This window comes from Chryseobacterium sp. 14P4.3.2, from assembly GCF_057799275.1.
The window spans coordinates 38,312-59,886 of sequence record NZ_JBYOKO010000009.1; the positions used below are offsets into that span (position 1 = coordinate 38,312).

At 36.7% G+C, this 21,575-nt stretch carries 22 protein-coding genes; 14 read left to right on the forward strand and 8 right to left on the reverse strand.

Annotation, left to right across the window (positions count from 1 at the left end):
* Window positions 1–91: 91 nt before the first annotated feature.
* Window positions 92–793, forward strand: coding sequence for a DUF6261 family protein (locus AC27VX_RS14230; RefSeq protein ID WP_488696242.1), 702 nt, complete (start codon window positions 92–94; stop codon window positions 791–793).
* Window positions 794–1,066: 273 nt separating this feature from the next.
* Complete coding sequence (locus AC27VX_RS14235) at window positions 1,067–1,654, forward strand: hypothetical protein (protein WP_488696244.1); 588 nt, start codon at window positions 1,067–1,069, stop codon at window positions 1,652–1,654.
* A 180-nt stretch (window positions 1,655–1,834) separates the two neighbouring features.
* Here AC27VX_RS14235 and tpx read toward each other — a convergent pair whose 3' ends face one another.
* The gene (tpx, locus tag AC27VX_RS14240; RefSeq protein ID WP_488696246.1) at window positions 1,835–2,404 is read right to left on the reverse strand and encodes a thiol peroxidase; all 570 of its coding nucleotides are present in this window, start codon (window positions 2,402–2,404) and stop codon (window positions 1,835–1,837) included.
* Window positions 2,405–2,823: 419 nt separating this feature from the next.
* On the opposite strand from tpx, the gene AC27VX_RS14245 reads away from it, so the two are divergent.
* From AC27VX_RS14245 to AC27VX_RS14275, 7 genes are all read left to right on the forward strand, one after another.
* Window positions 2,824–3,957, forward strand: coding sequence for a PCMD domain-containing protein (locus AC27VX_RS14245; protein WP_236854927.1), 1,134 nt, complete (start codon window positions 2,824–2,826; stop codon window positions 3,955–3,957).
* Window position 3,958: 1 nt separating this feature from the next.
* Window positions 3,959–4,747 carry a porin family protein gene (locus AC27VX_RS14250; RefSeq protein WP_488696248.1) on the forward strand — a complete coding sequence of 263 codons (789 nt, stop codon included), beginning with the start codon at window positions 3,959–3,961 and terminating at the stop codon, window positions 4,745–4,747.
* Window positions 4,748–5,021: 274 nt separating this feature from the next.
* Complete coding sequence (locus tag AC27VX_RS14255; RefSeq protein ID WP_488696250.1) at window positions 5,022–6,650, forward strand: NADP-dependent glyceraldehyde-3-phosphate dehydrogenase; 1,629 nt, start codon at window positions 5,022–5,024, stop codon at window positions 6,648–6,650.
* A gap of 153 nt (window positions 6,651–6,803) precedes the next feature.
* On the forward strand, window positions 6,804–7,316 hold the full coding sequence (locus AC27VX_RS14260) for an RNA polymerase sigma factor (RefSeq protein ID WP_236859508.1): 513 nt from the start codon (window positions 6,804–6,806) through the stop codon (window positions 7,314–7,316).
* Window positions 7,317–7,327: 11 nt separating this feature from the next.
* On the forward strand, window positions 7,328–8,143 hold the full coding sequence (locus AC27VX_RS14265) for a hypothetical protein (RefSeq protein ID WP_236854924.1): 816 nt from the start codon (window positions 7,328–7,330) through the stop codon (window positions 8,141–8,143).
* A gap of 342 nt (window positions 8,144–8,485) precedes the next feature.
* Complete coding sequence (locus tag AC27VX_RS14270) at window positions 8,486–8,986, forward strand: RNA polymerase sigma factor (protein ID WP_488696253.1); 501 nt, start codon at window positions 8,486–8,488, stop codon at window positions 8,984–8,986.
* Window positions 8,987–9,009: 23 nt separating this feature from the next.
* Window positions 9,010–9,600, forward strand: coding sequence for a hypothetical protein (locus AC27VX_RS14275; RefSeq protein ID WP_300686212.1), 591 nt, complete (start codon window positions 9,010–9,012; stop codon window positions 9,598–9,600).
* Window positions 9,601–9,672: 72 nt separating this feature from the next.
* Here the strand turns inward: AC27VX_RS14275 and AC27VX_RS14280 are convergent, their stop codons facing one another.
* On the reverse strand, window positions 9,673–11,202 hold the full coding sequence (locus AC27VX_RS14280) for a S41 family peptidase (protein ID WP_488696255.1): 1,530 nt from the start codon (window positions 11,200–11,202) through the stop codon (window positions 9,673–9,675).
* A 231-nt stretch (window positions 11,203–11,433) separates the two neighbouring features.
* Here AC27VX_RS14280 and AC27VX_RS14285 point away from each other — a divergent pair, with 231 nt between their 5' ends.
* Window positions 11,434–12,531: an MBL fold metallo-hydrolase gene (locus AC27VX_RS14285; protein ID WP_488696257.1), complete on the forward strand. Its 1,098-nt coding sequence runs from the start codon at window positions 11,434–11,436 to the stop codon at window positions 12,529–12,531.
* On the opposite strand, the gene AC27VX_RS14290 is transcribed toward AC27VX_RS14285, so the two are convergent.
* Window positions 12,532–12,819 carry a GNAT family N-acetyltransferase gene (locus AC27VX_RS14290; protein ID WP_236854919.1) on the reverse strand — a complete coding sequence of 96 codons (288 nt, stop codon included), beginning with the start codon at window positions 12,817–12,819 and terminating at the stop codon, window positions 12,532–12,534.
* 477 nt (window positions 12,820–13,296) lie between these two features.
* On the opposite strand from AC27VX_RS14290, the gene AC27VX_RS14295 reads away from it, so the two are divergent.
* From AC27VX_RS14295 to AC27VX_RS14310, 4 genes are all read left to right on the forward strand, one after another.
* Window positions 13,297–13,746 (forward strand): hypothetical protein, encoded by a 450-nt coding sequence (locus AC27VX_RS14295; protein WP_488696259.1) that lies wholly within the window; start codon window positions 13,297–13,299, stop codon window positions 13,744–13,746.
* A gap of 109 nt (window positions 13,747–13,855) precedes the next feature.
* A complete protein-coding gene (locus AC27VX_RS14300; protein WP_488696261.1) occupies window positions 13,856–14,761 on the forward strand; it encodes a helix-turn-helix domain-containing protein in 906 nt (301 codons plus the stop codon).
* 81 nt (window positions 14,762–14,842) lie between these two features.
* Window positions 14,843–15,844 carry an aldo/keto reductase gene (locus AC27VX_RS14305; RefSeq protein ID WP_236854916.1) on the forward strand — a complete coding sequence of 334 codons (1,002 nt, stop codon included), beginning with the start codon at window positions 14,843–14,845 and terminating at the stop codon, window positions 15,842–15,844.
* Window positions 15,845–15,964: 120 nt separating this feature from the next.
* Window positions 15,965–16,957, forward strand: coding sequence for an MBL fold metallo-hydrolase (locus tag AC27VX_RS14310; RefSeq protein ID WP_488696263.1), 993 nt, complete (start codon window positions 15,965–15,967; stop codon window positions 16,955–16,957).
* 197 nt (window positions 16,958–17,154) lie between these two features.
* Here the strand turns inward: AC27VX_RS14310 and AC27VX_RS14315 are convergent, their stop codons facing one another.
* The 5 genes from AC27VX_RS14315 to AC27VX_RS14335 form a co-directional block, all read right to left on the reverse strand.
* Window positions 17,155–17,955 carry a DUF1223 domain-containing protein gene (locus AC27VX_RS14315; protein WP_488696265.1) on the reverse strand — a complete coding sequence of 267 codons (801 nt, stop codon included), beginning with the start codon at window positions 17,953–17,955 and terminating at the stop codon, window positions 17,155–17,157.
* 241 nt (window positions 17,956–18,196) lie between these two features.
* Window positions 18,197–18,958: a LytR/AlgR family response regulator transcription factor gene (locus AC27VX_RS14320; protein WP_488696267.1), complete on the reverse strand. Its 762-nt coding sequence runs from the start codon at window positions 18,956–18,958 to the stop codon at window positions 18,197–18,199.
* Window positions 18,939–19,955 carry a sensor histidine kinase gene (locus AC27VX_RS14325; protein WP_236854912.1) on the reverse strand — a complete coding sequence of 339 codons (1,017 nt, stop codon included), beginning with the start codon at window positions 19,953–19,955 and terminating at the stop codon, window positions 18,939–18,941. Before AC27VX_RS14325 ends, AC27VX_RS14320 begins: the two co-directional genes overlap by 20 nt.
* 152 nt (window positions 19,956–20,107) lie before the next feature.
* Window positions 20,108–20,551 carry a hypothetical protein gene (locus AC27VX_RS14330; protein ID WP_488696270.1) on the reverse strand — a complete coding sequence of 148 codons (444 nt, stop codon included), beginning with the start codon at window positions 20,549–20,551 and terminating at the stop codon, window positions 20,108–20,110.
* On the reverse strand, window positions 20,548–21,528 hold the full coding sequence (locus tag AC27VX_RS14335; RefSeq protein ID WP_488696272.1) for a heme-binding domain-containing protein: 981 nt from the start codon (window positions 21,526–21,528) through the stop codon (window positions 20,548–20,550). The genes AC27VX_RS14330 and AC27VX_RS14335 overlap by 4 nt, the downstream gene beginning before the upstream one ends.
* Window positions 21,529–21,575 lie beyond the last annotated feature (47 nt).

Genomic DNA, 21,575 nt, shown 5'->3' on the forward strand with positions numbered 1-21,575 from the left:
AGCCCTCCGGAGATCTGTTTTAAGGGTGTTTGTCACTTCACGATTTTTTTATATATTTGATTTATAAGTAATTAATTAAAAACATAAATCGATGAACATTGCACTCACCAAACTGAGTACTAAAGATCTTGCGACTTTGGCTCAGAGAATTATTTCCAATTTCCATTCAGGAAAATATCCTGTAATTACTAATCATCCTCTTATTGCCACTTTGGAAGCTTCCTATGCTGAATATGATAAGGTGTACGTGAAACATATATACAGTGGAAAAGGAAAAGATGTGGCAGCCCTGGATCATGAAAGGGATCTCGCCTACAGCAATATGAAAGCCTTTCTGAACGGCTACCGAAAACTTGCTCTAGTGGCCAATTATAACGTGGCAGAAGAACTTTATCAGGTGTTTAAAACTTTCGGATTAGACCTTGATCGTCTGAGCTATTCTTCCCAAACTGCCCAGATGAAAAAGCTGATCGAAACACTGGAACTTCCGGAAAATAAACAGAAGATGAAAATCCTTTCGCTGGATGAAGCTTTTGAAGAAATGAAAACAAAACATGAGGAATTTGAATCTGTATTTGCAGAACAGGCAGAAGCGAACGCAGGCCTCCGCCTTATGTCCAGTGCTTCCGCTATCCGCAAAAATCTGGAAAAGAATCTTAAATCCTATATCAGTCTGCTTACCATAATGAAAGATGTCCCGGGTTGGGAGCTTTTTTACACAGATAGTAATGAACTGTTAAAGGCGGCAAAGAATTCTTCTACAGGAACCCCCAAACCGGAAAATCCATCTTAGAAATCCATAAAAAAAACTCAGCATTGCGCTGAGTTTTTGTTTTTATAGTAGATAGAATCCTTGCGTCTTTGCATGCTTCCAATTTGCCTATTTCTTGTTGGAGAATCGCAAAGATGCAAAGGTTTTTTTAAAATAACTTAATTGTACTTCATATTCACAAAGCTTGAAACTTAAAAAAGGCTTAAGTGTTCAAAACTTTTGTGCTTTAAACAAAATAATTTAAAAGTTTCCAACCCTTTTCATTATTCGAGCATCTTTATAGAAAAAGAGACTATGAAAATTACGATACCAAAGCCGTGTCACGAAAACTGGGACGGCATGACCCCCGAAGAAAAAGGTAGATTTTGTTCTGTATGTTCAAGAACAGTGTATGATTTTACTGCTTTTTCAGATGAAGAACTGATCAGTCGTTTTAATTCTGATAAAGATCTGTGTGGACGGTTCCGGGAGGATCAGCTGGGGAAAAATCTTAATTTTTCAATAGCCGGTACAATGGCATTGGGACTATTAGCTGCCGGAGGTTTTATAACAACAGCCAATGCACAGGAAACCAAGCCTCAGGAAATAAAGATTACAGATGCAATTACAGGATATATTGGTAAAGTGGCTCTTACCAATACGGAATATAAACCTCAGCCGATCAGGGTAGGAGCTTTTTCTTCAAAACCGGCTGCGCACCCTTTAATTATCTTAGATAATAAACAGATTTCACAGGAAGAATTGAGAATGCTAAAGCCGGAAGATATAAAAACAGTTAACATTCTGTCTGCCGAAGAAGCAATCCTGCGATATGGTAAGAAAGGTAAAAATGGAGTAGTGGAGATTACTTCCGAAGAAAAGAAGTTTAGAAAGAAGAAATGAAAATATAAATAGGATTCGGAATAGAGATTTTAGAACCAAATAAAAAATAAAAAACCCTCTAAAAAGAGGGTTTGCTATATTATGTTTTACAAGTTTAAGTAAACATCCGCATCCGCAATTATCGATATAATAATATTATCGATATAAAGAATTAATTACATTAAAAGCTGTAAAGTTTTACTATTTCACAGCAGCAATTGCTGCTTCATAATTAGGTTCCTGCGAAATATCAGCTACCTGCTCTTCATACACAATCTTTCCTGAAGGATCAATAACTACAACAGCTCTGCTTAAAAGACCTTTCATTGGAGAATCTATCAGCTCTACCCCGTAGTTCCATCCAAAATCTGAACGGAAATCCGAAAGCATTACAACATTTTTGATTCCTTCCGCACCACAAAATCTTTTCTGAGCAAAAGGAAGATCTTTAGAAATACATAGAACTACCGTGTTCGGAAGATTACCTGCATCCTCATTGAAATGATGTACAGAAGCAGAACAAACCCCCGTATCTACACTTGGGAAAATATTAAGGATTACATATTTACCTTTGTAAGAATCTAAAGTCTGCTCCTTCATATCCACATCTGTGAGCGTGAATTTAGGGGCAGGCTTATCCACTGCTGGTAATGCAGAATAGGTATGTACCGTTGTTCCTCTCATCAAAATGGTATTGGCTTTTTTAGTATTCTGTGCGAAAATAAATGCTGAGCAAAATAATAAAGTGCTGAAAACTGCTTTTGAAAACATGAAATTTTATTTTTCAGTAAAATTATTCTTTTTTTACTTGCCGACACTGATTTTATTTAAAGAGCCTGTCTAAAATTTTATAGGTTTCCAATTCTTTAGCTACAATGAAATTTATATAACCTGTCATTTTCAAACACTTTACTTCACTTTAGGACGTTAATATACTTTTGCATAAGTAAGTCCACTTTAGAAAGACATCAAAGATTTTCACAAAACTTCTTTCTACTTTATATCCATGGAGCCTAAAACTTAAAATAACTAAAGTATTAAAAAAACTTTTGTGTCTTTTAACTTCGTTGAATCTTCGATTTGTAGTTAAATTCAGATGAGTTTAAAGAGACTTAAATTACATTTAATAAAGTCTGAATACCAGAAAAAGTAGTTGGGTTCTTACCTGTATCAGGAAAAAAATTCATACCTTGAAAACAGGCTTTTCAGAACCTGGCCTTGTTTTTATACCATCACCTATGAAGAACATCAGCTATATCTTACTGTTTTTAAGCAGTTTTCTTTTTTTATCCTGCATTCAGGCTGAACTTCCCAATGCAGAAGCAGATATATTATCCTGCTCTGTAGATCCGGATATCTTGCGAAAAGATCCTATTATCCAAAATGACCGTATCCAGATTCTGGTGAAGTCTTCTACAGATCTTACCCAGCAGGCTCCCGTTTTCACCCTTACACCGGGTGCTGCTATTTTTCCTGCAAGCGGAACAGTGCTTAATTTTACAAAACCTCAAACTTATACAGTAACTTCAGAAGACCATCAGTCTCAAAAAAAATATGAGGTTTCTTATGTGATCTCAACCATAGGTTCCAAATTCAGCTTTGAACAAGTACGTCTTGAAAACGGAAAATTTGATGTGTTTTTTGAAACCGATCAGAACAATCATAATATTATGGACTGGGCCAGTGGGAATCTGGGTTTTGCTCTTACCGGAGCCTCTTCCACTCCGGAAGGATATCCTACAGCACGCTGGGCAGAAGGGAAAGTTGGGCAGGCCGCAAAGCTGACCACTCAGTCTACCGGAAGTTTGGGAGCGATAATGGGTAAGCCTATGGCTGCGGGAAACCTCTTTATGGGAGAATTTGATTTAAGCGCTTCTATATCAGATCCCTTAAAAAGCTTACATCTGGGAGTGCCTGTAGATCTGGTACCTAAGGGAGTAAAAGGGTTTTTCAAATATAAGGCCGGACCGGTATATAAACAAGGAGGAGTGGTGCAGCCCAATAAAAAGGATACATGGGATATCTATGGTGTATTTTTTGAAACAGACTCAAACCTGAAATACCTTGACGGAACCAATAAATTTACGCATCCCAATATTGTCTCTATTGCCAAAGTGACCCCGGCACAACGGATTGAAACTTCAGAATGGACCTCATTCTATATTCCTTTTGATATTGTCAATAATAAAACGATCGACCCTCAGAAGCTAAAAGACGGAAAGTACAATCTGACACTGGTGTTTACCTCAAGTATTGATGGAGATACCTTTGCAGGAGCAGAAGGAAGCACACTTTTAATAGATGAGATCGAAATAACACATTAAAATGAAAAACAATTCCAATCTTCTTTTTACCTCTTTTTTAATTTTTCTTGTAGCAGGAAATTCATTAATCTTTGCCCAGGACTTAGATCCTGATAAAAAAGAATCAGGAAAAATGGTGTATCAGGTGCGGGCCGGAATTAATATCGGTGGATTTACTCCCATACCGATCCCTGCTGAAATCAGAGAGCTCAGCAGCTTCAATCCGATGCTGAACATCAGTGTCGAAGGAAATGTAACCTACTGGCTGAAGCAAACTCCAAATTCTTGGGGATTCCGCACAGGAATCCGGCTGGAAAATAAGGGAATGAAAGCTGATTCCAGAGTTAAAAATTACGGAATGGAAATTATAGGAGGAGAAGGAGAGAGGGTAGCGGGAAATTGGACAGGCGGAGTGTCTACCCATGTAGCCAATTCGTATATCACCATTCCTACGCTGGTTGCTTACAAAACAAATGACCGCTGGTCTTTCTCAGGAGGCCTTTTCTGGTCTCTTCTGGTGGATAAGAACTTTTCCGGATATGTATTTGACGGTTACCTTCGGGAGGGAGGTCCTACCGGTCCTAAAGTGGTTTTTGAAGGAGATAAAACAGCTTCTTATGATTTTTCAAATGACCTGCGACGCTTTTCTTATGGAATTCAGGTGGGAAGTGCATGGCAGTTTTCCAGACATCTCAATGTTTTTGGAGAGCTTAGCCTGGGCTTAAATAATATGTTCAAATCTGATTTTAAAACCATTACATTTAAGATGCGCCCTGTTTATCTGAATGTAGGGGCGGGATATAGTTTTTAAACAAAATTCCTAAAAGGGAAATAGTATTCTTTGTTTAAAATAATCAGCAAAGCTTTTTAGACTTTTTTTTGTTAACCCCTTGGAAAGATTAAAAATCTCTTTAAGTTTTTCCTCGTGTCAAGGATTGGTCATCTCGGTCTTTCAACATTAATTTTGATTCAAATACCCGTCAAATAGAGCAAATCTATCAGTGGTCTCTTTTTAAAATCAATTTTAACATCTACCTTTATTCTGTAAAATTTAAATCACACTCAATTATCAAAAAATAAAATTTATGGATTCAGTAAATACACCGTCATTTCACGATATTTTTAAAAGCGAAAACGAAATTCCGGAAGAATATAAAGTTCCGGTCATTCATCAGAGTACCTATCTTTTGAATGGTGAACTGGTAGAATGGCACGGAGAGGTTACCAATATTTATTCACCTGTTTGTATTCCTACAGAAAACGGATTGGAAAGAAAACTGCTGGGAAGTATACCCAATATAGGCCCGGATGAAGCGATGGAAGTGCTGGATGCTTGCGTGAAAGCCTATGATAACGGACTTGGAGAGTGGCCAACAATGTCTGTGGAAGGAAGAATCAGGTGTATGCAGAAATTTGTATATCTGATGATTCAGCAGCGCGATCTGGTTATTAAACTGCTGATGTGGGAGATTGGAAAAACATTGGCAGATTCTACGAAAGAGTTTGACCGTACTGTAGATTATATCAATCAGACTATTGACGCTCTGAAAGACCTGGACAGAGAATCTTCCCGTTTTCAGCAGGCAGAAGGTACAATAGCACAGATCAGAAGAGCACCGCTGGGAGTTGTTTTAAGTATGGGACCATTCAACTATCCCCTGAACGAAATTTTCACCACACTGATTCCTGCCTTAATTATGGGGAATACCATTTTGTTTAAACTTCCAAAACACGGTGTATTAGCCCATTATCCTTTATTGAATGCCTTTAGAGAAGCCTTCCCGAAAGGAACAGTAAATACTTTATACGGAAAAGGTTCGGAAATTATCACTCCAATCATGGAAAGCGGTAAAGTGAATGTGCTGGCCTTTATCGGATCAAGCAAAGTAGCAAACGGATTGAAAAAACTACACCCGAAAGTGAACCGCCTGAGAGCAATCCTTAGTTTAGATGCTAAAAATGCAGCTATTGTGACTAAAAATGCGAATCTGGATGTAGCAGTGAGTGAATGTATGCTGGGAGCGCTTTCTTTCAATGGTCAGCGGTGTACGGCATTGAAACTGATATTCGTTCAGAAAGAAATTGCTGCAGAGTTTACAAAGAAATTAAGTGAAGCGGTTTCTGCTATGAAACCCGGACTGCCATGGGAAAAAGACGTGAAGGTAACCCCGCTTCCGGAAGTGAATAAACCGCCTTATTTGAAAGAATGTATTGATGATGCCTTGCTTAAAGGAGCTTCAGTCTTAAATAAAGACGGAGGTTATACCGAAGAATCTTTTGTTTTCCCGGCTGTAGTTTATCCTGTCAATAGTGACATGAAGCTCTATCATGAAGAACAGTTTGGTCCGGTAATTCCTGTAGTACCTTTTGAGGATATAGAAGAGCCGATAGAATATCAGGTAAATGCTTCTCATGGGATGCAGGTGAGTATTTTCAGTGAAGATCCTCAGGAAGTTGCCAGGCTTATTGATCCTTTCGTAAATCTTGTGAGCCGTGTGAATATCAACTGTCAGGCACAGCGTGGTCCGGATGTATTTCCTTTCACAGGAAGAAAAGACAGCGCAGAAGGAACGCTTTCGGTTTTTGATGCCCTACGTTCTTTTTCTATAAGATCTCTGGTAGCAGCAAAACTTACAGAATCTAATAAAGAACTGCTAAATACCATCGTGAGAGAACATGATTCCAATTTTTTAAGTACAGACTATATTTTTTAACAATAAGACCTGTTTGTATTTAACATAAAATAAAAATCCTCAAAAAACATCATTGTTTTTTGAGGATTTTTTAACTTAATGCCGGGAAATTAAAGTTTTGTGTTATAATATGGTGGCATTGTGTAGATGCTGCCCAAGGATTTGTCTGTACGTATGTCTTCACTGGAAAAAGAATTTTTAGAGAAAATAGAAAAGCACAAAGGTGTTGTTTTCAAGATATCTAAAATGTATATGGATAATAAAGACGACCAGAATGACCTCTATCAGGAGATCATCTATCAGGCATGGAAATCATATGGTGATTTTCAAGGGAGAAGCGACTTCTCAACATGGCTCTACAGAACTGCGCTTAATACTGCAATTGTTTTCCTTCGAAGTGAAAAAAAACGTAGTTTTATCCGGAATCAGAATATTGATGGATTAAGCAGCCCGCAAGAGCCCTATAATGACACAGATGATAGAAATATGAAGTTGATGTATGAAGCGATCCATCAGTTGAGCCCTATAGACAAAGCACTGATTTTTTTCTTTTTGGAAGATTTTCCGGGAAGAGAAATTGCCCTTCAGCTGGGAATTACGGAAGTAAATGCCAGAGTAAAACTGAAAAGGGCAAAGGAAAAACTGAAAGAAATCATTGCAAAACAACAAAGAACAGGTTCAAACTAAAAGACAAGAGAATGGAGCTAGAAAACTTTAAAAAACTTTGGAATAAAGATACAGGGCAGGAGCCGCCTGAAATTTCTCTGGAAAAACAGCGTGAAATACACTCTCCGCTGCAAATGCTGAAAATCAATATGAAAACTGAATTTTGGCTGATGGTCGTTACGCTGCCATTACTTTTAACCAGTTTCCCATTTGCTTCTACGGATTCTAATATCAAGATTATCTCTACATTTGTCACCATCCTGACGCTTGCTTTTATAGCGTATTTCTATTCCAGGTTTCTTACCCTTTATAAGTTGCTCCAAAAGAACAGTATTAATACCAATTATGATCTGTTTAACCTCAAAACCAGACTTCTCATATCGAAAGAGATCTACATTTCATATTACATTTCCTATATCCCTTTGGGCTTTCTGCTGTCTCTGATCAAGATCAGTTTCCATTTTGAAATGGAATATAATCTGGCAATTTTCGGAATAAGCCTTTTGGTTACGCTCCTACTGGTTGCTTTCATTATAAAATACTGGATCTATTATATGTACGGAAGATATATTGATGATGTGGTACGTTCGGTAGATGAGCTTAACGGAATTGAAGTAAAGCCGAAAGTTGATAAGAAAAAAACATGGTTTGAGCGGACACAAAAATTCTTCATGATGAAATGGGGGATTAGAGGAAATATTCTGAATACCGTTGTATGGTTTGTTTCAATGTATATTTTTATCATCTTGTTTCTGACATTGGTTCTTCTAATCATTATTATCATCGGTGCCAAATTCGATATTCTTGATATCGGAACGTTACAAAGAGCTTTAAACAGACTGAATTAGAAATAGAAAGCCAGGAAATCTGGTTTCTATCACATTTCTTATAAAAATTCCCAAATTCATCCATGAAAAGTATAGTATTTTCACTTTTTTCCTACTAAATTTTAAATATAATCAATAGAAAAGAGAAATTATAAGCCTGATTTTAATATTTATTATGAGAATTAGCTGATCAAAATAAAGTCTTTCAAAATTATTTCGTGCAAAATACTATTCTGAAAAATAGCAGCAGTTTAAAAAACACAATGAGAGCCTGACAATATTTTCTGTAGGTTTTTTTACTTTTTTTGCCAATATCTGTAACAATTTTTTTTAATGTAAACTAACTCTACAGAGCAACAAGCCATGACCTTATTGGAACAAGAGTTTATAAGTAAGATTGAGAAGCATAAAGGAATCATTTTTAAGATTTCTAAAATGTACATGACTGAAAAAGATGATCGCAGTGATCTTTTTCAGGAGATTACCTATCAGCTCTGGAAAGCATATCCGGGCTTCCGGGATGAGAGTAAATTTTCGACCTGGCTGTACAGAATTGCTTTAAATACAGCTATTATCTTCCTCAAATCGGAAAAGAGGAGAAGTTTTATCGGACGCGAAGATTTTTCTAATAATATCATAGTTCAGGAAGATTATAACGATGATAAAGAAGAGCGGCTGTCTAAGATGTATAAAGCAATTCACCAGCTCAATCCTATTGATAAAGCCTTTATATTTTATTATCTGGAAGATTTCTCAGGAAAACAGATCGCAGATGAAATGGGTATTTCTGAAGGAAATGTAAGAGTGAAAATGAACCGGGCTAAGAATAAACTGAAAGATATCTTAAGCCAAAATACAAAGTAAAAGAACCTTAAAATAGAAGTCCAATGAATATTGATGAATTGAAAAATACCTGGAACGAAGATATTGCGGAAGAAACTCCCGAAATAAGTACAGAACAAAGAGATGGAATCAATCTTCCTCTCGAAAAAATCCGAAAAAACATGCGTAAAGAGTTTTGGGGGGCAATAGGAATCTTCGTTTTTGCTTTTATGGTTTGTGGCATGTGCAAACCGTTTAAGCTTCAATTGTATATTACAGTATTGATTGCTTCAATGCTGATTGTTACTGTTTTCTTTTTCAGTAAGTTTTTTAAACTTTACAATGAAATCAGTAACCCCGTGCTTAAGACTTCTGATGCTCTGAAGGATTTGGTAATGCAGCTGAGTCTGAATAAACAGTACTATTTTTCATACTACATCAGTTTTGCTCCATTTCTGGTATGCGAAATTCTTATTGTGCTGGAATTTATCCCCTGGCCTAAACCTTTGAGCGAAATAAAGATTGCTTCAATACTAATCGGGACAGTGGTAATAGGTATGTTTTTACTGTATATGCTTGGAAAGTTTTGGTTTTACCGTTACTATGGAAGGTATATGAAACCTATAGAAAATCTTCTGGCAGAGTTGAAAAAATAAAAATCTCCGGCGGGCTGAAAGCCCGCCGGAGATTTTTATAATGAAAGGCTTAATCCAATGAATTTTTAACCCTTATTTATTTTTTTCTTTAGCGATTTCGTTTTTTATCCAATCCAGCTGAGGGTCTTTTTTATCAATAATATCCTGCATCGTTTCATTAATATGAATATCCGGAACGACTCCTTTTTTTGAATCTGAAAAATCAATATTCGGCTGTACAAGAAGGAGACCGATAGGAAATCTGATTTCAGAGTTGGGCAGCTTCTGATAAGAATAAAAACCAGCTACGGTTCCGTCATTGGCTCCTCCTGTTTCTTCTCCCACAAGGATCGCTCTTTTATCATTTTTGAGTTTTGCTGTGATGATAGAAGAGGCAGAGAAACTGGCTCCGTTGATCAGTACAAATACTTTTCCATGAAATGCTTCTTTATTAGGCTTTGTAGGCTTATCTGCTTTCATTTTATAGTATACCTTTCCGTCTTTTTTGTAGGTGCTGAAAGCCTGGGCAAAAAAGTAACTAGGATAAGCAATACTTTTAAAAGCATATTCCAGAGGAGCACTTTTTCTGAAATAATTGGTTCTCAAAGGTGTGCCTCGTGAAGTGACCTGAGATGGCTTTATCAGGGTAAAAGGCTTGTCTGCTAAATAAGAATACAGATTATTGATCTCATAAAGAGAACCTCCATAATTATTTCGGACATCTATGACCAGATATTCTGACTTTGCATCTTTGATCTTTGAAAATGTCTTTTTATAGAACTCATCAGAGTAATCTCTTGAGAAGCTCTTTACTTTTATATAAGCAATAGTACTGTCTTTATCAAGGAATTTAAAACTCCGGTTGTAAGAATTGCTGGAAGCTACATAGTCATTCAGTTTCTTTTCCTGAGTTCTTTTCTGCATTTCCTTGTCCTTTTCAACGTCGGTATTTGATTTGGACTCCCTGCTTAGGGTATAAGTGCGCTTTTCTCCTTTGTAAATAGTTTCAATAACGGCTTTGCTGGAGAGACCGTGCTCTGCAGTATAAAAGTTAAAAAACAGATCCTTTAAAAAATAAGACTGGAAAGTGGTATTGTATCCGTCACTGCTGATCAGGCTTCTGTATTTTTTTATATAATCTGATACCGGAACATTATTGATGGATAAAATTTCAGTGCCTGGTTTTATATCTTCAATAGAATCTTGATTTTCAATGATGTACATTTGATCACCCTCTACGTAATATTCAAAACGGCTGAACAATCCTTTTTGATGCTCAAATTTTTTAATTTCTCTTTTGGTGAATTTTTTTCTTGGAATTCGTAAAGAAAGATGCCCTTCACGAATTCCGGCAATCACCGGTTGAAGCTTAAAATAAAACTGAAGAGGAGTAAGCGGTTCAGTGATCGTCTTTTTAAGACTGTCAAATTTAAGTTCCAATTCCTTCTTGGGAATATACCAGTACAATTGCGGGTGCATTTGCTGGAGTTTGGAATACGCGTAATCTATGTCCTCTTTAAGCTGCTCCGGGGGAATACATGAAGCCCGCTGTTCGTTATGTTTTCTGATAGATGCACATGACGACAGTATAACGAGAAGAAATATTACCGAATAATTTTTCAATATACTTTGAGTTTTTAAGCTGCTAAAATATAAAGTTTTAGGCTAATCATCATCTAAATGAATGATAAATTTTATGAAATACATGATAAAATTAGTTAAAAAGTGAGTTGTGGTAAAATTATGTTTTGAAGCAGTAAGAGCTTTATGTCTTTTGCTGTTTATCTTTAAAAAGTTCCCCCGGATTTTTTATTTAAAAACAAAAGTCAATACATTTGATACTTATTTTTGCAGATGATTTACTGGATTATTACAAGTGTGGTTATACTGACTATTACCTTTTTTATTGTGATCAATATGAGGGTCTTCGGTGCAGTACCAAAAGGAAAACGGTTGAAACGGATTCAGCAGTCACGGCTTTATAAAAAAAAGCAGTTTCAGAATATCAGTCATACCCCTTCTATCACTGAAGGGTATAGTATGGCCAAAGTTACTTATGATTTCATTTTAGGTAAAAAAGATCCTTTGTTAAAACCCCTGAAAGACATTCCTTCTATCCATACAGACTTAAAAAGTATCGATAAGAGCACAGATGTATTTATCTGGCTGGGACATTCTTCTTATTACCTTCAGACTAATGGGATTTCATTTCTGATAGATCCGGTTTTAAGTGTATATGGCTCTCCGTTTAAATATTTTAATAAAGCATTCAAAGGTTCAGACATCTTTAAACCTGAAGATATTCCGGAATTGGATTATCTGGTTATTACCCACGACCATTTTGACCATTTGGATTATCCTACAGTCAGATCAATCAGAGAAAGGGTGGGGAAGGTCATCCTGCCATTGGGAGTCGGTGCCCACTTTGAAAGATGGGGTTATCATGAAAGTCAGCTTATTGAGGAAGAATGGGGCACTGAAGTTGAATTAAAAAATAATATAAAACTGGTTTTCACTCCTTCCAGGCATTTTTCGGGCAGAAGGATAAAGCAGAATGATACCCTTTGGTCTTCTTATGTTTTGATAGCACCCTCAAAGAAAATATTTCTGGGAGGCGACAGTGGATACGACGCTCATTTTAAAATGATCGGTGATAAATATGGCCCTTTTGACTATGCTATTCTTGAAAACGGACAGTATGGAGAAGCCTGGAGGTATATTCATATGCTTCCTGAAGATGTAATTCAGGCAGCAGTTGATATTCAGGCCAGACAGATTATTCCTGTTCATGCAGCAAAATTTGCGCTTGCCCTTCACCCCTGGAATGAGCCTTTACAAAAGGTTACAGCCCTTGGAAAAGCACAAAACCTTGATATCCTTACTCCAATGATTGGAGAAGTGGTGGATCTTGACCGGTCAGATCAGCAATTTAGAATCTGGTGGGAAGACTGATCAGGCATGCCAGATATCTTTATATCTTGCCGGATGATTTTCAAACTGTTGTCTTACAAAATCACATTCCGGATCTACAAGCAAATCTTTTTCTTCTGCATAGCGAACCAGCTCATCCAGTAATAATTTGGCATATCCTTTCCCTTCGCGTTCTTCATCAAGCTTGGTATAGTATACTATGAGTAGCCTCCCATCAACCTTTATGGACATATAACCTGCTTTCTGATCATCAATAAGTAGCTGCAATTCATCCTGATATGGAGATACTTTAAATTTTATATTTTCCATAATTACTGAGATTTGATTGATTTAAAAAAATAGACTGGAGAATTTCCAAAAACATTCTCTCCTTTAAAATTACAAAATTAATTGATATGGAATAATAGTTTTCGGGAATCTTAACGAATTTTATAATTGTAAAGATTAAAGATTACGGATAACAGATAACAGATAACAGATAACAGATAACAGATAACAGATAACAGATTTATTTTGGTAAATATCAATATCACCCATTCATCAGAAATTTTTTGTACCTAAAAACAGATAGAGCAATTTTTTTATTCCCAGTGTTTAAGAAAATAAACAGCCTGAAAAACAGTGGCTTTTGAAATAATAAACAACCTTCAATAGTATATGATTGTATAGAATATTTCAAAGATAATCAGTTATTTATAGCTTTTTTTAACAAACCTTTGAGTTTTAATTTAATTCTTGGCACTCTAATTGACTCTATTATAATGCTTAATTTAAAAGAGGAATGAAATGAAAAAGTTATTATTAACCGCATTTTTGATCGGGACATTCAGTTTTAGCTTTGCCCAGTCAGAGTATTATAATGATTACAGGAGGAGTATTTCGGATGTTAACTGGCAGACGGTAGTTGCTGATCTGTTACTTTCTACAACGCAGGCTAATCAGGTTTATGCATTAAATGATAGATATCGTGATTATAATTCATGGAATAGGGTATATGTAGTAGATCCGGGAAGATGGAGAGGTGAGCGATACAACGAGCTGGAAAGAATTCTGGGGAGAGAAAAATATATAGCCTTTAAAAAAAGATATTATAGAGGACAAAATCCTGTAATGGTCTACGGAAGAAATAAAAACGATTATAAAAAATACCGTAAGCAGCAGCAGAAATATTATAAAAATCAGGAGAAATACTACAAAAAACAAAACAAACATCATGGACATGGTGATTGGGATTAAACCATTATCAACTATATATTCACTTTACGTGGCTGGCATTGCTGTCAGCCGCTTTTTTTTTGAAAATTAATTTATAGTTTAATTTGTTTGAATTTTATAATTTTGATCTATGGAATCAAATGAATCATTAAATGGCTTTTACGAGCGCAATGCTTTTAATCTAGGTAAACCTTACGCTGGAGTAAGTAAGCTTGGACATTTCAATGTGTTTTCAAGAGAGTACTGCTCTCCGTTGACTCCTTACAGCAGGCGGGATTACTATAAAATATCTTTGATTATTGGAAAGGGGAAGCTTCACTATGCCGATAAATGGATTAAAGTAGATCGTCCGGCATTACTGTTTTCAAATCCTATTGTTCCTTATTCATGGGAAGCTGATGATGATGATCAGCAAGGCTGGTTTTGCCTTTTTACAGAACAGTTTTTACAGAATGGAAGCCGTTTGGGAAATCTTCAGGATTCTCCGCTCTTTAAAATTGGCGGAACTCCGGTTTTCTTTGTGGATGAAGATCAGCAGGGTATACTTTCGGATCTATATACAAAAATGATGACTGAGATTCAATCGGAATATATTCACAAGTATGATATACTCAGAGCCTATCTTCACGTGATGATTCATGAAACCATGAGAATGCAGCCGGCAGAAGATTTTGAGCCTTATCAGAACGCATCACAGAAAGTAGCCTCTTTATTTGTGGAACTGCTTGAAAGACAGTTTCCAATTGACAGCCCTGAAGCTTTCTTAAAGCTAAAGACGCCCAATGATTATGCACAGAGCCTGTCTATTCATGTCAACTCCCTCAACCGTTCTGTGAAAGAAATTACAGGAAAAACGACCAGCCAGCAGATCACCGGCCGAATCATTCAGGAAGCTCATGCCTTATTAAAACATACAGACTGGAATATTGCCGAAATTGCTTATGGGTTAGGTTTTGAAGAACCTTCTTATTTTACCAATTATTTTAAGAAACAAACCGGACTTACTCCAAATGCACTTAGAGTGAATTCTGTTTGAATTTTATAATTATTAGTTTGAATTCTATATCGGTGATATCTGATTCATGATCTAATTTTGTCTTATTAAAATCAAACCATCATGAAATTTAAAAAATTAGGAAACACCGGAGAGCAGTTATCTGCAATTGGTTTAGGATGTATGGGAATGAGCTTTGCTTATGGTCCCGCAGATGAGCAGGAAAGTATCAATACCCTGCATAGAGCATTAGATTTAGGAGTTAATTTTTGGGATACGGCAGATATGTATGCTAACGGAGAAAATGAAAGGCTTATTTCTAAAGTTCTTGTACCCAACAGAGATAAAATTTTTATCGCTACCAAATTTGGATTTAGGTTCAAAGATGGTACTGCAAGCCATAGCGGAGCTCCGGGAACTTACTTTGACGGTTCTCCTGAATGGATCAGACAGGCGGTAGATTTAAGCCTTCAAAGATTAAAAATAGATACCATTGATCTGTATTATGCACACAGAGTAGATCCGAATATCCCTGTTGAAGAAACAGTAGGAGCAATGGCAGAACTTGTAAAAGCTGGAAAAGTGAAGTATATCGGGTTATCTGAAGCGTCACCAGAATCTATCAGAAAAGCTAATAAAATTCACCCAATTGCAGCCTTACAGTCAGAATATTCTATCCTTACCAAAGATGTTGAAAAAGAAATTCTGCCAACGATCAGAGAATTGGGTATTTCATTAGTTCCTTATTCTCCGCTTGCAAGAGGACTTTTTGCCAATATCAATGAAGTGCAGAATCTGGGAGATGACGATTTCAGAAAATCATTACCACGCTATCAGCAGGAATATCTTGAAAACAATACAAAACTGGCTAAAGAAATCAATGAATTTGCTGCTTCAAAAGGGGTAAAAGGCACCCAGTTGGCCTTGGCATGGGTATTGAACCAAGGGGATGATATCATTCCGATTCCTGGTACTAAACGTATTAAGTATCTGGAAGAAAATATTGCAGCAGTCAATATAGAACTTTCCCAATCAGATCTGGATACCATTGATGCTATCCTGAAAAAATATCCCAATGTAGGAGAAAGATACAGCGAAGGTTCAATGAAATTGGTCAACAACTAAACACATTCACCAAATTGAGATTGAGTTCCTGAATAACAGCAGGAACTCAATCTTATATAATAGCTAATGCAGTTCCTCCATAAACGGAGGTATTTTAAATACAACATCACAAATTGAAATATGAATAGAAGAGAACTTTTAAAGAGCGGTTTATTAGCCGGAACATTAAGCTTTATCCCATTTTCTAATGTGTTTGCAGAAATGAAAACAACACCGGAAAAAGAGAGAGAGGATTTATCAGGTTTTAAAAAGATTGAATTGGGGGATCTTGAATTGTTTATTCTTACCGACGGATATATTCACGAAACCAATCTGGATTCATTTGCACCAAGAGGGAATGTTTCGGAACTGAAAACGATCTTAAAAGACAATTTCAGACCTGAGAATTACATCGATATGGCAATCAACGTTCTGCTTATCAAAACAAAAGACAGGCTGGTTTTACTGGATGCGGGAATGGGAATATTTGCAGATGAAAGAACAGGATTTCTGGTAAAAAGTCTTCAAAAGGCCGGGTTCTCTGCGAACGATGTGACAGATGTTTTTCTTTCTCATGCCCATCCTGATCATTTCGGAGGAGTAGTGGACAAGCAGAATAATCTAGTATTTCCAAATGCAGCTCTTTTTATGTCTAAAATAGAATATGATTTTTGGATGAAAGCTTCCGTTAAAGATTTTGGAAACAGTGCTCTGAAAGCTCACCCGGAATTTCTTACCAAGACTATTGTGGCAATACAAAGTATACTGAAAACCATCCAGCCAAAAGTGAAATTCTATGACATGAACACTCCATTATATGAATATTTTAGTTTTCAACTGGCTCCCGGGCATACACCTGGTTTAACCATAACTACTGTTTCTTCAGGGAATGAAAAACTTATATATATTGCAGACCTTATTCATTCTGATGTCATTCTTTTTCCTCATCCGGATTGGGGCTTTTCAGGAGACACGGACCTGGATATTGCGACAGCTTCAAGGACAAAACTTCTGGAACAGCTATCACATACCAAAACCAGAGCATTCGCCTGCCACTTACCATGGCCGGGACTAGGTTTTACAAAGAAAAAAACAAGCGGATTTCAGTGGTTTCCGGAAAGTTTTATAAACTAAAAGGGAAGAAGCAGATATTAGAAAGATTACTTATGAAGGACTTTGATGATTCCTTTTATTTGAAATATGACTATAAAATCAAAAGGAGCGGGCTTTAGCCCGCTCTCATTATAAATATCCATTCCACTGGCTTTAGCCAAAACCTGATTTCAGAATTAAAAATATTTTTCATTTGCAAATACACGGATTTCATAACGCTAAATTCGTGTACTCGTAGCCTTATAATTCAATAGTGCTTTTGTAGCTCCAGAGATTTCACCTGTTTTTGTATTCTGAATAAAGGCAATTATTTCCCAGTTTTCCGGAGAAAAATGTTCAGGAAGACTGAAGGCAACAGTTCCTTTTTGTGGTTTATTTAATGAGATTATATTCTGCTTGTGGACGATTTGCCAGTGCTGCAAATGACGGCCTTCATTTTCACCTTTATCCACCTGAGTGGAAGACTGTTTTTCAATCAGGCTTATAAGAAGTACTTTTCTAGGATCAGCTGAAGAGGCATTATACTCGATATTAATTTGATTTTGATAGATCTTTGCCGAAAGATCAATGCTGTTGTTTTTTGAATTGAAGAAAGCTTTCTGAATAGCATTTTCTACTGCATTGCTGTCAGAACCTACAAATTCAGCTCTCCCGTTAACTACTAGTTGAGGAGTGTAAACCTGTGAATTTAGCATGTGGCTGTACTGCTGCTGCCGTTGTGAATTTTCAGCAGAACTGAAACGGTCTTTCCATCCCAGGCGGTTCCAGTAGTCAACATGATAGGAAAGGATGTATACCGGTTGGTCTTTATATTCTTTTACAACTTTTCCGATCAGTTCATCAGCCGGAGGACAGCTTGAACAGCCTTCTGATGTGAACAGTTCCAATATAGCAAAACCATTGTTTCCGGAGTCAGTATTCTGTGAGGTTTTTTGTACTTTATCTTTTTGTACAAATGCGAAAGCTGCAAATAATAATAAGGTGAAAGCACCTACTGAGATTAAGTTTCTTAATACCATGTCTTTTAATTTGGTTCAAAAGTAGATACTCCGCAATTCCCGGAGAATATGAAACTGGTTTAACCGGACAAATGGAGAGGCGAATCGGGAAAATAAAAGGGATGATTTTTTTTAGAATAGATAGTGGAGGATAGAAGCCGGAAGTCATTGTAAACCATACTCATTGTGTCATTTGAAATATAAATTCCTATAAAAGGAAAACGTTTCTCTTTCTCACTTCTATCCTTCTGTATATGCTTTGTTATCTGTTTTCCAGCCAGTTGAAAAAGCTATGCGTTTTTTCCTTATTAATCAGGAGTTGTTCAGGAGTTTCAATCACCAGTTTAACGAGAATCTTGCGTTGAAAATAATGTTCCATTTCTTTTATAGCTTTAAAATTAACGAGATACTGTCTGTTGATTCTGAAAAACTGCTTATGAGAAACCTGTTCAGCTATTTGGCTAAGCGGGGGAGTAAGCTGAAACTGTTCTTTGGTAAAGGTCACCAGATGGGTGATTTCATTATGAATATAAAAATAAGCAATATCTTCCGTAGGAATTGTGGTGTATTTTTGATTTTTAAAGACCAGAAAACTGTTTTTACCTGAAGGCTGATTGATTTTTTGTAAAAGAGGTTCAAGGTCCGGCAGTTCATTCTTCTGAAAAAATTTCTTTAATCCGTCAACTTTTTTCAATGCTTCTTCAATGTCCTTTCGGGAAAAGGGTTTTAAAACATAGTCTACGCCTTTACTTTTAAAGGCATCCAGCATATATTGATCGAAAGCAGTACAGAAAATAACCGGGCAGGTAATTTCTATGGTTTTGAAAATTTCAAATGAAAGCCCGTCTGAAAGCTGAATATCCATAAAGATAAGATCAGGCTGTATATCTTTAGACAAGGCTTCAATGCTGGTTTCAATACTGTCGTAGGTTCCCAGTATTTTTGAATCGGGTTTTAAGTCTGAAATTAAACTCTGAAGAGCTTTTGCAGCTCTGAATTCGTCTTCAATGATGATGATATTCATGAATTATCGGTAGTTTTATCTGAAAAGTTTTTTCGTCTGAATGAATGGTAATATCCTGTTCCAAAAGATGTTTATAACGCATTTTGATATTGTCAAGGCCTACGCCTAGAGAGTCTTCTATGGCGACTTTCCGTTGAATAGGATTTTCTATGACCATGGTATCAGGAGCATTATAAATTTTAATATGTAAAGGCTTACTGTATGAAACGATATTGTGTTTTATGCAGTTTTCAACCAGAAGCTGAAGAGTAAAAGGTGGAATAAGGGTTTGCAGCGTTTCACCTTCAAGCTGGTTGGTAAATGTAATCCCATCCCCAAACCGGGCTTTCTGGAGGAAGAGATAAGCTTCCACTATTTTCATTTCTTCCTGAACACTGATCAGATCCAGTTTTCTGCTTTCCAGGGTAAACCGGTAAAAATCAGAAAGCTTTACAATGAAATCTACCGTTTCGTAGTCGTTGGTCTCTGCCATTAATTTTAAAGTATTAAGGCTGTTGAATAGAAAATGAGGATTGATCTGCTGTTTTAAGAGCTCGTACTGAGCCCCAAGATTATCACTTTTTACTTTCTCAAGTTCAAGCTGAACCTGCTGACTGGCATAATTGTTCTGCAGCAAGGTTAAAAACATATAACATACTAGATTGATTAAAATCCCTCTCACTTCGATCATCAGCATTACCGGGCCAAAGTTGATATGCGAAAGGATCAGCTGCTGAATCCATGCCAGCCCAAACATAATGACCATCCCAAATGCTAAAATGACGAGTAACCTTGAGTAAGAAATATGCTGTCTGCGCTGTCTGGCCGAACGATTCAGCATATAAATGTTAATATACCACATAATAACGGAGAATGCAGCTGTTATCGATGAGTTGACGAGAGCTTCCTTCCAGTTGAACTCATGATAGGCAAGCTGCGGCACAGAGGATAGAATTCCGAGAAAAAGGGAACTTATCCAGATGGTTGCTTGTGAAATTTTTATTTTTTGCTGTTGCATAGAACTGCGGATTTCAAAAGTTAAATTTATACTTTTTATTGAATATATGATAAAAGGAGTTGATGAATAAAGAATATGTGGTACTTTCTAAATCAGTAAGAATCCGGCACTATTCTATATTTGCAAAAAGCAACCTTTGAGGCTGCTTTTGATTAGGGTCTGCTTACAGGACGATAACTCATGAAATACTGTATTCTTTCCGTTTGATCAGAGTGATTATTTTTTGTCTGGGTATTTTGACTGTCGTAGGTAATATTTCCTCTGTCATCAGTTTTCACTGTTTCAATACTTATCAGTTCACCGGTGATTTTACCGCCAAAGTATTGAGGGTTATCATGATAGCGCCAGGTAACCAATTTCATAAGGGAGCCTCCTTCCGGTTTGAGAGCTTCTTTTGATAAAGATTCGAGGGCTTTTCCGTTTCCATACAGGGCAGACATCGTTTCCTTCTTCGGATTCAGTGATGTAGAGATGAATTTCAGATTGCCGGGATCAAAAACCAGCCTTATCAGTCCCTTATCATTATCCTGATTTTCTTTGCTGCAGGAATTAAGTGAAATAAAACTTGCGAATAAGATCAATAGTGTATGTTTCATTGTTGCTGTAAGTTTTTAATAAGTCTCTGTGTGTTAATTTTCATGGGCACATCGAAAAGATATCCTGTTTTCTCTGCAAGCTGTCTGTGGCAGGCAATACATGATTCTTTAGCAAATGATGCTGTTTTCCCCGTTGGATGAAGTTCATTTCCTGAAAATTTGGCAAATCCCCATCCTTCTGTATCTCCATATTTGTCGGAATCTTTTACCATAAACTGTGCATTCACAAATTCTCCGGCTCTGATTTCTCCATCAGGCAATTCCTGTTGTTTCCATACTGATTTTACTACAATGCTGCCGTCCGGCCATGGGTGAAAGTTTTCAGTTTCAACGGCTTTTACAGCAATGTCATTTCCATAAATAACTCTTATCGAATGATCAAAGAGTGTACTCATGCTGATGACTTTCCAGTTTTTAAAATCATCAGTATACTGAACTCCATTAGGCGAAACGGGAAATTTTGAAAGGTTGAGGTTAGGAGTGGCGTAAGATTCGCGCGTTTCAACCTTCTTTTTGGCAGACTGGCCTGCTGCAGATAATGAAAGAGTGTATTTTTTAATTGTTTCAACATCTTTGTCGGTAATCTTAGCAGAAGGATGCAGAAGGGTATACTCATGAAGAGGCATTTTTCCGTTTTGCATCATATTGAGAATAGCATACATTTTTCCCTGATGCTCACCAGGGGAATACTTTTCCCATTCTGAGAAATTAAGAACTTCCCTTGCTCTTTTTATATCCTTATTCACGGCCCATGAAATGGGAGCTATTTTATCATACCAGCTTAAGTTTTGCTGATTGGAATGGCAGCTGAAACATGAGTTTTCAAGAATGGCAAGGACTTCTTTAGGGGCTTCAACCTTCCCTGTAACAGGTTTTCCTTCCAAAGGCCTGCTGAACAGTTGCAGTCCTCCGAAAATCCCCAATATTGCCAAAAAGACAATCGCAATAGGGTTTCTCTTTTTCTTTACAGTATCCATAACATATTTGTTTTATTTTTCTGGTCCAAAAGTAGGCTGATAAACTT

Bases quoted from the DNA above. Each gene is read 5' to 3' on its own strand.
- AC27VX_RS14230 (WP_488696242.1), top strand. From the start codon at position 92: ATGAACATTGCACTCACCAAACTGAGTACTAAAGATCTTGCGACTTTG.
- AC27VX_RS14235 (WP_488696244.1), top strand. From the start codon at position 1,067: ATGAAAATTACGATACCAAAGCCGTGTCACGAAAACTGGGACGGCATG.
- tpx (WP_488696246.1), bottom strand. From the start codon at position 2,404: ATGTTTTCAAAAGCAGTTTTCAGCACTTTATTATTTTGCTCAGCATTT.
- AC27VX_RS14250 (WP_488696248.1), top strand. From the start codon at position 3,959: ATGAAAAACAATTCCAATCTTCTTTTTACCTCTTTTTTAATTTTTCTT.
- AC27VX_RS14255 (WP_488696250.1), top strand. From the start codon at position 5,022: ATGGATTCAGTAAATACACCGTCATTTCACGATATTTTTAAAAGCGAA.
- AC27VX_RS14260 (WP_236859508.1), top strand. From the start codon at position 6,804: ATGTCTTCACTGGAAAAAGAATTTTTAGAGAAAATAGAAAAGCACAAA.
- AC27VX_RS14265 (WP_236854924.1), top strand. From the start codon at position 7,328: ATGGAGCTAGAAAACTTTAAAAAACTTTGGAATAAAGATACAGGGCAG.
- AC27VX_RS14270 (WP_488696253.1), top strand. From the start codon at position 8,486: ATGACCTTATTGGAACAAGAGTTTATAAGTAAGATTGAGAAGCATAAA.
- AC27VX_RS14275 (WP_300686212.1), top strand. From the start codon at position 9,010: ATGAATATTGATGAATTGAAAAATACCTGGAACGAAGATATTGCGGAA.
- AC27VX_RS14285 (WP_488696257.1), top strand. From the start codon at position 11,434: ATGATTTACTGGATTATTACAAGTGTGGTTATACTGACTATTACCTTT.
- AC27VX_RS14290 (WP_236854919.1), bottom strand. From the start codon at position 12,819: ATGGAAAATATAAAATTTAAAGTATCTCCATATCAGGATGAATTGCAG.
- AC27VX_RS14295 (WP_488696259.1), top strand. From the start codon at position 13,297: ATGAAAAAGTTATTATTAACCGCATTTTTGATCGGGACATTCAGTTTT.
- AC27VX_RS14300 (WP_488696261.1), top strand. From the start codon at position 13,856: ATGGAATCAAATGAATCATTAAATGGCTTTTACGAGCGCAATGCTTTT.
- AC27VX_RS14305 (WP_236854916.1), top strand. From the start codon at position 14,843: ATGAAATTTAAAAAATTAGGAAACACCGGAGAGCAGTTATCTGCAATT.
- AC27VX_RS14310 (WP_488696263.1), top strand. From the start codon at position 15,965: ATGAATAGAAGAGAACTTTTAAAGAGCGGTTTATTAGCCGGAACATTA.
- AC27VX_RS14315 (WP_488696265.1), bottom strand. From the start codon at position 17,955: ATGGTATTAAGAAACTTAATCTCAGTAGGTGCTTTCACCTTATTATTA.
- AC27VX_RS14320 (WP_488696267.1), bottom strand. From the start codon at position 18,958: ATGAATATCATCATCATTGAAGACGAATTCAGAGCTGCAAAAGCTCTT.
- AC27VX_RS14325 (WP_236854912.1), bottom strand. From the start codon at position 19,955: ATGCAACAGCAAAAAATAAAAATTTCACAAGCAACCATCTGGATAAGT.
- AC27VX_RS14330 (WP_488696270.1), bottom strand. From the start codon at position 20,551: ATGAAACATACACTATTGATCTTATTCGCAAGTTTTATTTCACTTAAT.
- AC27VX_RS14335 (WP_488696272.1), bottom strand. From the start codon at position 21,528: ATGGATACTGTAAAGAAAAAGAGAAACCCTATTGCGATTGTCTTTTTG.